Raw genomic sequence first — 12,112 nt, 5'->3', positions numbered from 1 at the left:
TCGGACGGTAGTGTTCCCGCAGGCGGAGGAGGTGCCATGAGCGAAGGCGGGCTGGACCGCGACGGCGGACGGCCGCTGTGGCGGCAGCTGCGGGAACGGCTGCTCGACCGGATCCGCGCGGGCGAGTTCGACCACACCTTCCCTGGGGAACTGGCGCTGGCCGAGGAGTACGGCGTCAGCCGCCAGACCGTCCGGCAGGCCCTGCGCGAACTGCGCGCGGACGGGACCATCGTCGCCGAACGCGGACGGCAGCCGCGGGTCGCCGAAGCGGCCGAGATCGTGCAGCCACTCGGGGCGCTCTACAGCCTCTTCGCCGCGGTCGAAGCCGCCGGGCTGGCGCAGAACAGCATCGTGCGCACGCTGGACATCCGCGCGGACGCCGTGGTGGCGGAACGCCTTTCGCTGGAAGGCTCCACTCCCCTGCTGTACCTGGAACGGCTCCGACTGGCCGGCAACGATCCGCTCGCCGTGGACCGGGTGTGGCTGCCCGCGGCGATCGCCCGTCCTCTGCTGGACGCCGATTTCCAGCGCACCAGCCTGTACGGCGAGCTGCACCGCCGTGCGGGGATCCGGCTGGACCACGGCGAAGAACAGATCCGCGCGATCGTGCCCAGCCCCGCCGAACGCGCCCTGCTCGGCTGCGACCCCGCGTCGGCCGCGTTCTCCATCTGCCGCCTCGGCACCAGCGGCGGCACCCCGGTGGAATGGCGCCACACCCTGGTCCGCGGGGACCGGTTCGCGCTCACCGCGGAGTTCTCCGGACGGACCGGGTACCGGCTGATCGGCACCCGGCAGCCGGCCGCGCTCGGCTGATCGCCGTCTGTCCTTTAAGGACTCAGGACGGGTCTTCAGATGGCCCGGCAGAGGCGCGCCGCGTCCAGCATCGCCGCGTGGACGTTCCGGCTCGCCACGGCGTCGCCGATCCGGAAGAGCCGCCAGGCACCCTCCGGGTTCCGCACCACCGACTGGGCCTGCAAGGCGAGCAGCCCGCCGAGGTCCACGGCGCCCAGGTTCACCGACCGGCCGGTCAGCTCGTCGTAGACCTCCCGGACCGGGTCGGTGCCCATCTCCGCGACCACCCAGTCGACGCTGCGGTACTCGCGGAATTCAGTACCGTCCACGCCGAGTTCCACCGCCAGGCCGCCCTCGGCGCGGCGGACTCCGTGCAGCCGCCGCAGCACGGTGATCGGCACCGCCGCTTCGGCCAGCGCAGTGAAGTAGGTGGACGCTGTGATCGCCCCGACGTCCGGCGAGACCGACCGCTCCGGAGTGACGATCTCGACCCGCGCGCCGCCGCGGATCAGCGCTTCCGCCGCGTCCAGTGCCTGGTTGCCGCCGTGATCGTCGTAGACCATCACCCGGCCTTGCGGACGGTGTGTCCCGCCCAGCACGTCCCAGGTGTCGAGCACCAGGTCCGCACCAGGCACGCGGGGCGCGGCCGGGGTGCCGCCGGTGGCGACGATGACGACGTCCCAATCCTCGTCCCGCAGCGTGGCCGCCTCGACGTAGGTGTTGAGCGAGATCGGGACCCCGAGGCGGGCGAGTTCGTCCAGCCGCCAGTCGACGATGCCGCGAAGATCGCGGCGGCGAGGCGATCGGGAAGCCAGCAGCAGTTGCCCGCCGACCTGGTCGCCCGCCTCGTAGAGCCGGGCTTCGTGGCCACGCTCGGCCAGCACCCGGGCGGCCTCCAACCCCGCGGGACCCGCACCGATGACGGCGACGCGCTGAACGACCGTGGCACGGTCGATGCGATGGGGCAGTTCGAGTTCACGCCCGGTCGACGGGTTGTGGATGCAGTACGCGGCACCGGACTGGTAGATGCCGTCGATGCACATGCCCGCGCCGACGCAGGGGCGGATCCGGGCGGTTTGCCCCTGCCGGACCTTGGCGGGCAGCTCGGGATCGGCGATCAGCGCGCGGGTCATGCCGACGAGATCGAGCAGTCCTTCGGCGATCGCGTACCGCGCGGTCTCCACGTCCGCGATGCGCGCCGCGTGCATCACCGGCACGGCGAGCTTCCGCTTGATCTGCCCGGCGAATTCCAGGTGCGGCGCGGCCGGGGTGTGCATCGGCGGGATCACCCGGCCGAGTTCGGCGTCGGTGCCGATCGAGCCCCGGATCAGGCTGAAGAAGTCGATCCCGGCCTCGGTCAGGTCCCCCGCGATGCGCAGCGCCTCGTCCGGCTCGACGCCCCCGGGACGCTGTTCGTCGAAGCTCATCCGCACCCCGACCACGAAATCCGGCCCCACCGCCGCCCGGACCGCACGGATCACCTCCAGGGGATAGCGCATCCGGTTCTCGTATGAACCCCCATACTCGTCGTCCCTGGCGTTCCAGAACGGGGTCCAGAACGCGTCCAGGAAATGCCCGTAGGCCATCAGCTCGATGCCGTCCAGACCGGCCGCCCGGCACCGCTGGGCGACGTCCACGAAATCCTGGCGCACCCGATCGAGATCCCACTGTTCCGCCGCCTTGGCGAACGCCCGGTGCGCGGGTTCGCGGACGGCGCCGACCGAGACCGCGGAGAGCCACTCCCCCGCGTAGTTGCTCGTCCGGTGGCCCAGATGGGTCAGCTGGGTCATCACCGCGGCGCCGTGTTCGTGCACTTCGTCGGCCAGGCGGCGCAGCAGTGGCTCCGCTTCGTCCTTCCAGAGCTGGAGGTTGCCGAACGCGGGCGTGCTGTCGCGGCTGACCAGCGCGCTGCCGCCGATCATGGTCAGCCCCGCTCCGCCCCGCGCCTTTTCCACGTGATAGGCCCGGTATCGGTCCCCGGGCAGCCCGTCCTCGCTGTAGGCGGGCTCGTGCGAGGTGCTGACGATGCGGTTGCGCAGGGTCAGCCCCTTGAGGGTGAACGAGCTCATCAGCGGGTCCGGGACGGTCATCGCAGCTCCAAGGGGCTCGGGTCAGGCATCGATCGTCAGGTCCTCGACGGGGGTGGCGCAGCAGGCGAGGATCCGACCCGCGGCGATTTCCCGCGGCCGGATCCCGCCGGCGTGGCGGAGATCCACCCGGCCGCCGAGGAGGGTGAGCTTGCAGGTGCCGCACACGCCTTCCCCGCATGAGGAGGGCAGGGTCAGCCCCGCACTCGCTGCCGCGGCCAGCACGGTCGTGCCCGGATCGCACTCGATCACCCGGCCGCTGCGCCGGAATTCGACGCGGTGTGCCGGGCCCGTCTGCGCCGGAATGGCCGGAGCGGCCGCGCCGAACACGAAAGACTCCACGTGACAACGGCCCGGTTCGGCACCGGCCTGGACGAGCAGTTCCCGCACCGCGGCCAGGTACGGCGGCGGCCCGCAGGTGAAGATCTCCCGGCCCGCCAGATCCGGCGCCGCTGCCGCCAGCACCGGCAGGGTGAGCCGGCCACGGTGACCACGCCACTGCTCACCCGGGGAATCGCGCCCACACAGGATGACGACCGAAACACCGGGTTCCTCGGCCAGGGCTTCGAGTTCGGCGCGGAAAACGATGTCGCCGGGCGTCCGTGCGGAATGCAGGAACACGACGCCGGCCGGATCGCCGGTCTCGCGCAGGGTGCGCACCATGGACATCGCCGGGGTGATCCCGCTGCCCGCGGTCAGGAACAGGTACTTGTCCGCGGCGTGCTGCGCGAAGCTGAACTGCCCGAACGGGCCGGACGCACCGAGCACGTCACCCGGTCGCAGGTGGTCGTGCAGCCAGTTCGAGACCACGCCGCCGGGAACACGCTTGACCGTGATCGCCGGCCGTTCCGGACGGGTCGACGGGGACGAGATCGTGTAGCAGCGTTCCACTCGCTCGCCTTCGAGGAGGAAACGGAACGTCAGGAACTGGCCGGGCTGGAAGGACAGCGCCGCTACGGCGGGCTCGAAGACGAACGTCTTGACGTCGTGGGTGACATCGACGATCTCGGTGCAGGTGAGCTGTTCGTCCGGGGCTTCGGCCGGGCTGATCTCCGGCGCGACAGTGGGCGAGGTCATCGGTTCTGGTGCTCCTTCAGGCGCTCGATGTACCAGGTGACGAATTCCTCCACATGGCTCTCGGTCGGCGCGTACGGCCCGGGTTCGTAGGCCGGATCGCGGACACCGGCCTGCGCCCGGGCGACCAGCGCGCCGTCCTGGGCGTTCGTCCGGCGCCAGACGTCGGTGAGCGTTTCCAAGTCGTAGTCGGTTCCTTCGACGGCGTCGGCATGCACCAGCCAGGTCGTGCGGACGAGGGTCCGATCCACCGCGAGCGGCAGCACGGAGAACGTGACGGCGTGGTCGCCGAGGAAGTGGAACCACGAATTGGGCTGATAGTGCACGGACAACCGGCCCAGCCGGGGCGTGTCCAGCTCGCCGAGCAGCTTGCGCGAGGCGGCGCGGCCGTCGCGGGTGTAGGACTCACCGGCGCCGTCCAGGGCCTCGCGCTGCACCCGGAACGCCGTGGGACGGCCGGAAAGTTCCTCGATCGGCTCGTACGGCATGCCGCGCCGATCGCACTCGCGCGCCAGCTCGGCCGAAGCGTCGAGATAGCGGCGGTGCGCGGGCAGCAGCCGGTCCGGGATCTCGTCCGGCCGGTACCCGTAGGTCGGAAAGAATGTGCACGTCAGCTCGGGATGCCCGGCCTCGCAGTGGTAGCACTCGCGGTTGTTCTCCATCACCAGCTTCCAGTTGGCGTGCTCGACCAGATCCACCTGGGCGGCGACCTTGGTGTGGCGCAGCCGGTGTGCGGCAAGATAGGGCCGAACCTGCTCGGCGACCTCCTCGAAATCGGCGGGCGGTTCAGGGGCCAGGCACAGGAACAGCAGCCCTTCGACGGAGCGCAGTCCGACCCGTTTCAAACCCCAGCAGCTCTTCTCGAAATCCGGAGCCTGCTGCCCCGCATGCAGCAACGCGCCGTCCGTCGCGTACGTCCATTGGTGGTACCCGCACACCAGATTTCCGGTCGATCCCGCGGCGTCGGACAGGATCCGGGCACCACGGTGGCGGCAGACGTTGTGGAACGCGCGCACCTGCTCGTCGTCGTCACGCAGCAGGATGACGGAGTACCGCCCGAGGTCGACGGTCACGTAGTCACCCGGTTCGGGGACCTCCGCCTCGGTCGCCACGAAGATCCAGTGCGCGGCGAAGATCGCGGCCAGATCGAGGGCGAAGAATTCCTCGCCGGTGTAGAACGGCGCCTCCAGCGCCCGCCCCCGCTTCCGGCGGGCCACGAGTCCGGCGGTCGCGCAGCGGTCGCTCGCCGGTTCGGCCGATACGGTCACGATTACCTCCTCGGATGCGGACGCTCCGGAACCGCCGGGAACGTGTTCTTGAAGTGTGGCCCGGGATCCGCAGCAGGAAAATCTCGTGTTGGTGCAGAGGACCATGCACAATGAGCGCATGATCGATAGACGGCTGAACGTGCTCCGCGTGGTTGCCGCCTGCGGCACGGTGACCGCCGCCGCGGAAGCGCTGAAGTTCTCGCCGTCGGCGGTGTCGGCTCAGCTGCGCTCCCTGGCCGGGGAACTCGGCGTCCCGCTGCTGGCCCAGGACGGCCGTGGCGTCCGGCTCACCGAATCCGCCCAGACGCTGCTGGCGCGCGCCGCCGAGCTGTACACGCTCTGGGAAGAGATCCGCGGCGAACTCGGCGACACCGATCCGGACCAGATCAGGTCGCTGCGGCTGTGCGGGTTCTCCACCGCCGCTTCCGCGCTTTTGCCTTACGTGGTCGCGAAAGTCCGCGATGTCCATCCACAATGTACAGTCCGGATCATCGAGGCCGATCCGGAGGAGTGCTTCGAACTGCTGCTGGCCCAGCAAGCCGATCTGGCCGTCGTCGTGGCGACCGCCGCGCTGCCGCCCCGCACCGACACCCGGTTCGACCAGCAATCGCTGCTGGAGGATCCGCTCGATCTCCTGGTCCCCGCCGAGCACGCCCTCGTGGGCCGCGGCTCCGTGCTGCTCAGCGAGGCCGCGCGCGAACCGTGGATCATGGACCGGCCGGGGCGGACCCATCACGGACTCGTGCTGACCGCGTGCGCCAACGCGGGTTTCACCCCCTCGGTCGCCCACGAATCCTCGGAGTGGGACACCGCCGCCGCCCTCGTGGGCGCCGGCCTCGGCGTCGCCCTCATCCCCCGCCTGGCCCGCATCCCGGCCGGCGACCGGATCGCCCGCGTCCCCCTCGGCGGGGACCCGACCCCGGCGCGGCACGTCCTGACCGCCGTCCGGCGCGGCAGCCGCAGGCAGCCCGCGATCGCCACCGCGCTCGCCGCACTCGCCGACGTCGCCCGCCTGCGGGCGACGAAACCGTTGCCGGAGAAGGAAACCTGAGACAGCGCGCGAGACCGGTTCCTACCGGGTTCCGGCAAAGTCGGTCGAGGACCCGTGATCAGCAGAGAGAGCCCTGGCTGCCGCGTCATCATCGACGGCGCCTGCCCTCTTCGTCGATCACGCCCGGCAGCAGGCGATGCGGAGGTGTTCGAGATACGCGACCACCTCGCGGTGTGTGCGCCGGACCGGTTTCGGGTCCGTGAAGGGGCCCTTCACGGACCTCCACGGTCGGCGCAGGGCCCTGCACACCGACTTTGCCGACACCCTGGCCGGTTCCTACGTCCGGACCACCGTCTCCGCGTGGCGACGCAGGACCGTCGGAATCACACTCGCGCCGACCTGATCATCGGCACGACCGTCATGCCACGCTGCGGCGACCTTTTCGGAGGCACCGGCTGCCCACGTCGAATCCGCCGCCTGCCGGGGAACCGGTCAGCCGAGCCGGATCCCGGCCAGCTGCGTGGCCTGGGCGACCAGCTTGCCGGTGCGGTCCCACACGTGGCAAGACTCGTCGACCCGGCCGCCGCCGATCAGGTGCGCGCGGTGCAGGACGCGCACCGGGCCGGGGGCCGGGCGGGCCCGCACGTAGGCGGTCAGTTCGAGCGTCGGCACCCAGCCCGTGTTCGTGATGTCCAGGGTGGCCGGCGGCAGCGCGTCGATGGCGAACAGCAGGCTGATCGGATCGAACGGTTCGTCCGCGGGCAGGCCGAGCCAGCCCCGGATTTCGCCGCGGCCGGTGTGCACCCGGCCCACCGGCTGGTCGGTCCGGAGATCGATCTCGTCCATGATCGCCACCGGGATCCCGCCCGGCCCCTCCGACGGCACCCGTTCCCCGCCGGGCACCTCAAGCCGCGGATCCGGCAGGCCGTCCTGCCAGTACGGCGTGTCCGCGCTGAGCGAGCCGAAGGTGAACAGGGCCTCGGCCTGTGCCACGCCGTCCCGTTCGAGGCGGCCGCGCACCTGGCTGACGGTGCGCCCGCTGCGCATCGGCTCGATCACCACTTCGGCCGGTCCGGGCGAGGGCGACCGCAGGTAGTGCGCACTCGCCGCGAGCACGTCCGGCTGCCCGGCGACGACCCCTGCCGCCCGCGCGATCGTCGCGAGCAGGTAGCCGCCGTTCGGCCGCCCGCCGACCGTCCACGCCGCACTGAGATCGACTTCGAACGTGCCGGCCGTACGCTGTTTGACACCGGTCACCACGGAGAACGTCGTAGTGGTCAAGGCCCCTCCTCGCCGGGCAAGTCTGCTCCGGCAACCTAGCTGGTCCAAGTCGTTCCGTTCCCGGCACTGAGAGCCACGCCACCCCTGCTCCCGCACGGCCGGATCGTTCGGTTCAGGCGGGATCACGGAACCGGTCGCGCCCGGGAATCGCGCTTCGGCGAAGGGACAGTGACAGCGGACGAGTCTCCCCTTCGTCTGTCCATTGCGGACTTGACGCCACCGCCAGGACCGGGCAAAGCGGACTCCCGCGAGACCGGCGGGTCTCCGCCCCGCCGCCCCCCATCCCGCCGTCGGCCCTACCGGCCGCGGCCTCCTCCGGTTCCACCCGGTTCGGTGATCTTCACCCGGCCGCCGGGCGGCTAAAGTGACTGCGATCCCGGCCCGCCGACGAGGGGAACCCCGATGTCATCACGGTTCGCGCCGCTCGCCGCGGGAGTCCTCGCGACGGCCGTGCTCACCGCGTTCTGCCCGTCCGCCTCCGCCCAGCCGGAGATCGCGGGCGGGGCCAGGGCTTCCCTCGCCGCGCATCCCTATGCGGTGTACCTGATCGACAACCAGGGCACCCAATACTGCGGCGGCGTGATCGTCAGCCCGACCGCGGTCGCCACCGCCGCGCACTGCCTCGCGGACGTGCCCGCGAGCGAGACCAGGGTGGTCGCCGGGCGGGAGGACAAGCGGGAGCCGGGCGGGGTCGTACTCGGCGTCACGCAGGGCTGGCGGCATCCGGATTTCCGGACGGTGCAAGAAGGTTCCGACGTCGCGGTGCTCACCGTCCGCGGGCGCCTGCCCTATTCCCCGGTCGATCTGGCCCGCGATCCCGCCGAGCACCCCGCGGGCACCCAGGCGACCGTCCTCGGCTGGGGCCGCCTCGCCTCGGGCGGCGAGCGTTCCAACTCCCTGCGCTCCGTTGGGGTCCCGGTCGCCGAAAATGCCACCTGCCACGAGGGCTACTCCGACTTCAACCCGGCGAGCATGCTGTGCGCCGGCTACCCGGAAGGCGGGGCCGACGCCTGCCAAGGCGACTCCGGCGGCCCCCTGGTCGTCGGCGACACCCTGATCGGCTTGGTCTCCTACGGCGACGGCTGCGGAAAGCCCGGCAAACCCGGGGTCTACACGAGGGTCACGGCCTTCGCCGACGACATCGCGGCGCACGCCGGCCTTTCCGGGTCATCGCGTCTTTCCGGGTGATCGCGCGCGGAGGACGCCGGGAGCCGGGTAGGCCGGCGGCATGACTTCCCCGGAGGCGGAACAACGCCAGCCGCCCGGGCTTCCCGCCGGGCGGCGGACTGACGGGACCCGACGCTGCTCGGTGCGGCGTGCGCCCGGTGCGGTCCATGGCCGGGAACGGCGGTGTACCGCGGTTGGTCGGCAGCGGTTGGGGTCGGCAGCGGTTGGGGTCGGCAGCGGTTGGTCGGCAGCGGTTGGTCGGCAGCGGTTGGTCGGCAGCGGTTGGTCGGCGACGATGCCCACAGCGGCTGTCCCCGCGGCGAGGCTGCCGCGGGCGACGGTCCTGCTGTCCGGTGCCGCCACCGATGCGAAGGCGGCACTGTGGGTCAGCGCCGCTTGCACGGCGGCCGCGGCCCTCGTCGCGAGGCTGCGCCGGTGACCCGAAGGTGGCGGCCCGGCCGGCCCGGGCCGCCACGGTGGATCACTGACGCGGCAAGGTGTCCCGGCCCGCGTAACGAGCCTCGGTACCCAGTTCCTCCTCGATGCGCAGCAGCTGGTTGTACTTCGCCGTGCGGTCGGAGCGGGACAACGAGCCGGTCTTGATCTGCCCGCATCCGGTGGCCACCGCGAGATCGGCGATCGTGGTGTCCTCGGTCTCGCCCGAGCGGTGCGAGAGCACCGCGGAGTAGCCCGCCTTGTGCGCGGTGTCCACCGCGGCGAGCGTCTCGGTGAGCGTGCCGATCTGGTTGACCTTGATCAGGATCGAGTTCGCGATCCCGCGTTCGATCCCGTCGCGCAGGATGTCCACGTTGGTGCAGAACAGATCGTCGCCGACGAGCTGCACGCGGTCGCCGATGCCGTCGGTCAGCTGCTTCCAGCCGGGGTAGTCGTCCTGCGCCAGACCGTCCTCAATGGACACGATCGGGAACCGCGTGGTCAGCTCGGTCAGGTAGGCGACGTGCTCCTCCACGCTGCGCTTGCGGCCTTCGCCGGTGTAGTCGTACACGCCGTCGCGGTAGAACTCCGAGGCCGCCGGGTCCAGCAGCAGCGCGATGTCCTCGCCAGGGGTGTACCCGGTCTCCTCGATCGCGCGGACCACGAACTCCAGCGCCTCGTCGGCCGAGCCGAGGTGCGGGGCGAATCCGCCCTCGTCGCCGACGTTCGTGTTGTGCCCGGCCTCGCGCAGCGAGGCGCGCAGGGTGTGGAAGACCTCCGAGCCCATCCGCACGGCCTCGGCGAACGTCGAGGCGCCGACCGGGCCGATCATGAACTCCTGGAAGTCGATCGGGTTGTCCGCGTGCGCGCCGCCGTTGACGATGTTCATCATCGGCATCGGCAGCAGGTGCGCATAGACGCCGCCGAGATAGCGGTACAGCGGCAGGGAACCCGCCGCGGCGGCCGCCTTCGCGACCGCGAGGGAGACGCCGAGCGTCGCGTTCGCGCCCAGCCGCGCCTTGTTCGGGGTGCCGTCGAGCTGGATCATCGCCCGGTCCACGTCGCCCTGCGCCTCGGCGTCGAGCCCGGTGACCGCCTCGGCGAGTGCGCCGTTGACGGCTTCGACCGCCTTGCGCACGCCCTTGCCGTGGTATCTCCGCCGGTCCCCGTCCCGCAGCTCCACCGCTTCGCGGGTACCGGTCGAAGCACCCGAGGGCACGGCCGCCCGGCCGGTCGACCCATCCGCCAGGACCACGTCCACCTCGACCGTCGGGTTACCGCGGCTGTCGAGCACTTCGCGGCCCTTGACCAGGACGATGCTTGTCATTGCGCTCCTCGGGAGATTCGGCCGGAGCGCTCTGTGAAACGGACCGTGGGCACTGCGGCAGCAGGCGGCACCACGGTGAGCCGCACATTCGCAGCGAGGCTAGCAGAGCTTTGCTGAATCGATCCTGCGCTTGCCCGACTGAATCGATCCTGCGTGACCATCCCCGGAAACAGGCGACTTCGCGCCCCGGACAGCCACGGTTCATCACGACGTCGGACGGCGCGCTCAGGTTCGGGTCCGCGAGGAGTGCCGATGGATCACGCCGTCCCGCCCTTCCGCGCTGGTGACCCGATCATCGCGTCGCTGGCTCAGGCCGGACGCGACGAGCAGCACTACGGCCCGGACGCGAGCCTGTTCGACTTGGCCCGGCAGGACAAGACACCACTGGCCTTCGGGCACGGCGTGCACTACCGCATCGGGGCTCCGCTGGCCCGGATGGAGGCGGAGATCGCGTTGCCCGCGCTGTTCGCCCGGTTCCCGGAGCTGACACTGGCCTGCCCGGCCGGGGAATTGCCCCTGCTGCCGTCCTTCATCACCAACGGGCACCCTCACCCTGCCCGTGCGCCTGTACGGCTGATCAGAGCGCCCAGCCGGCCAGCACCGCGGCGAGATCGCCACCCGGGACCGGCGGCGGAGACGGAATGTCCGCCGGGGTGCGGGAAAACCGCGGCGCCGGGGCGGGCTGGACGACGCCGTCCAGCTCGATCAGCCCGGAACGAGCCGCGATGTGCGGGTGCGCAGCGACCTCGTCCGGCGCGAGCACCGGCGTGACACAGGCGTCGACATCGGCGAAGTGGGCGGCCCATTCGTCGCGGGTCCGGGAGAGGAAGGCGCGCGTGAAGACCGCGCGCACCGCGGGCCAGCCTTCGCGGTCCAGCTGCGCGGGGAGCCCTGCGTCGGTGAGGTCGAGCCCAGCCAGCAGTGCGGTGTAGAACTGCGGCTCCAGCGCACCGACCGCGACGTAACGACCGTCTGCGCAGACGTAGGTGTCGTAGAACGGAGCGCCGCCGTCGAGAAGGTTGGTCCCGCGTTCGTCGGACCACAAGCCGACCCCGCGCAACGCCCAGAACATCTGCGCCAGCACGCCCGCGCCGTCCACCATCGCCGCGTCGACGACCTGGCCCAGGCCGGTGCGCTCCCGTTCCCACAACGCCGAGAGCACCCCGGTGAGCAGGAACATCGAACCGCCGCCGAAGTCACCGACGAGGTTCAGCGGCGGCACCGGCCGCTCCCCCGCACGACCGATCGCGTGCAATACGCCGGTGAGACCGAGGTAGTTGATGTCGTGCCCGGCCCGCTGCGCCAGCGGCCCGTGCTGACCCCAGCCGGTCATCCGGCCGTAGACCAGGCGCGGGTTGCGCTCCCGGCACTCTTCGGGCCCGACCCCGAGCCGCTCGACGACGCCCGGCCGCAGCCCTTCGATGAGCACGTCCGCCTTGCCCGCCAGCCGGAGCACGAGGTCGCGGCCCTCGGGTGCCTTCAGGTCCACCGCCACCGAACGGCGCCCACGCAGCATCGGGTCGGGCCGGTCGCCGGTGAGGTTGAGCGATCCGGACGGGCGTTCCACCCGCACGACGTCCGCCCCGAGGTCGGCGAGCACCAGGCACGCGTGCGGGGCCGGTCCGAGCCCCGCCAGCTCCACGACCTTCAGCCCGTCCAGCGGTCCCGCCACGTGTCCTCCTCGTGCTCA

General features: G+C 71.4%; 10 protein-coding genes. 4 read left to right on the top strand and 6 right to left on the bottom strand.

Translation table 11 applies throughout. The features are described from left to right. Positions 1-36: 36 nt before the first annotated feature. Positions 37-813, top strand: a complete 777-nt coding sequence (locus tag ATK36_RS01840) for a GntR family transcriptional regulator (RefSeq protein WP_098509538.1) — start codon at positions 37-39, stop codon at positions 811-813. A 35-nt stretch (positions 814-848) separates the two neighbouring features. On the opposite strand, the gene ATK36_RS01835 is transcribed toward ATK36_RS01840, so the two are convergent. From ATK36_RS01835 to ATK36_RS01825, 3 genes are read right to left on the bottom strand one after another with little or no spacing between them, the layout of a single operon-like run. Further along, on the bottom strand, positions 849-2,882 hold the full coding sequence (locus ATK36_RS01835; RefSeq protein ID WP_098509537.1) for an oxidoreductase: 2,034 nt from the start codon (positions 2,880-2,882) through the stop codon (positions 849-851). 21 nt (positions 2,883-2,903) lie between these two features. Next, positions 2,904-3,956 carry an FAD-binding oxidoreductase gene (locus ATK36_RS01830; protein ID WP_098509536.1) on the bottom strand — a complete coding sequence of 351 codons (1,053 nt, stop codon included), beginning with the start codon at positions 3,954-3,956 and terminating at the stop codon, positions 2,904-2,906. Next, positions 3,953-5,221, bottom strand: a complete 1,269-nt coding sequence (locus ATK36_RS01825) for an aromatic ring-hydroxylating oxygenase subunit alpha (protein WP_245914174.1) — start codon at positions 5,219-5,221, stop codon at positions 3,953-3,955. The genes ATK36_RS01830 and ATK36_RS01825 overlap by 4 nt, the downstream gene beginning before the upstream one ends. 118 nt (positions 5,222-5,339) lie before the next feature. Here ATK36_RS01825 and ATK36_RS01820 point away from each other — a divergent pair, with 118 nt between their 5' ends. After that, positions 5,340-6,272, top strand: a complete 933-nt coding sequence (locus tag ATK36_RS01820; protein ID WP_098510267.1) for a LysR family transcriptional regulator — start codon at positions 5,340-5,342, stop codon at positions 6,270-6,272. Positions 6,273-6,704: 432 nt separating this feature from the next. Here the strand turns inward: ATK36_RS01820 and ATK36_RS01815 are convergent, their stop codons facing one another. Beyond that, positions 6,705-7,493 carry a thioesterase family protein gene (locus ATK36_RS01815; RefSeq protein WP_098509534.1) on the bottom strand — a complete coding sequence of 263 codons (789 nt, stop codon included), beginning with the start codon at positions 7,491-7,493 and terminating at the stop codon, positions 6,705-6,707. 402 nt (positions 7,494-7,895) lie between these two features. On the opposite strand from ATK36_RS01815, the gene ATK36_RS01810 reads away from it, so the two are divergent. Both ATK36_RS01810 and ATK36_RS31905 read left to right on the top strand, forming a co-directional pair. Then, positions 7,896-8,681, top strand: coding sequence for a S1 family peptidase (locus tag ATK36_RS01810; protein WP_098509533.1), 786 nt, complete (start codon positions 7,896-7,898; stop codon positions 8,679-8,681). Between the two features lie 274 nt (positions 8,682-8,955). Further along, on the top strand, positions 8,956-9,099 hold the full coding sequence (locus ATK36_RS31905; RefSeq protein WP_170069544.1) for a hypothetical protein: 144 nt from the start codon (positions 8,956-8,958) through the stop codon (positions 9,097-9,099). A 42-nt stretch (positions 9,100-9,141) separates the two neighbouring features. On the opposite strand, the gene eno is transcribed toward ATK36_RS31905, so the two are convergent. After that, entirely contained in the window at positions 9,142-10,422 is a 1,281-nt protein-coding gene (eno, locus tag ATK36_RS01805; RefSeq protein WP_098509532.1) for a phosphopyruvate hydratase, read from the bottom strand. Between the two features lie 577 nt (positions 10,423-10,999). Further along, positions 11,000-12,094 (bottom strand): CaiB/BaiF CoA transferase family protein, encoded by a 1,095-nt coding sequence (locus ATK36_RS01800; RefSeq protein ID WP_098509531.1) that lies wholly within the window; start codon positions 12,092-12,094, stop codon positions 11,000-11,002. Between the last annotated feature and the right edge of the window lie 18 nt (positions 12,095-12,112).

Origin of the sequence: Amycolatopsis sulphurea, assembly GCF_002564045.1 — a bacterium.
Classification (GTDB): domain Bacteria; phylum Actinomycetota; class Actinomycetes; order Mycobacteriales; family Pseudonocardiaceae; genus Amycolatopsis; species Amycolatopsis sulphurea.
This window is presented reverse-complemented; position numbering and strand designations above follow the sequence as displayed.

Coding starts and splice junctions, on each gene's coding strand:
- ATK36_RS01835 (WP_098509537.1), bottom strand. CDS start 2,882: ATGACCGTCCCGGACCCGCTGATGAGCTCGTTCACCCTCAAGGGGCTG.
- ATK36_RS01840 (WP_098509538.1), top strand. CDS start 37: ATGAGCGAAGGCGGGCTGGACCGCGACGGCGGACGGCCGCTGTGGCGG.
- ATK36_RS01810 (WP_098509533.1), top strand. CDS start 7,896: ATGTCATCACGGTTCGCGCCGCTCGCCGCGGGAGTCCTCGCGACGGCC.
- ATK36_RS01830 (WP_098509536.1), bottom strand. CDS start 3,956: ATGACCTCGCCCACTGTCGCGCCGGAGATCAGCCCGGCCGAAGCCCCG.
- ATK36_RS01820 (WP_098510267.1), top strand. CDS start 5,340: ATGATCGATAGACGGCTGAACGTGCTCCGCGTGGTTGCCGCCTGCGGC.
- ATK36_RS31905 (WP_170069544.1), top strand. CDS start 8,956: ATGCCCACAGCGGCTGTCCCCGCGGCGAGGCTGCCGCGGGCGACGGTC.
- eno (WP_098509532.1), bottom strand. CDS start 10,422: ATGACAAGCATCGTCCTGGTCAAGGGCCGCGAAGTGCTCGACAGCCGC.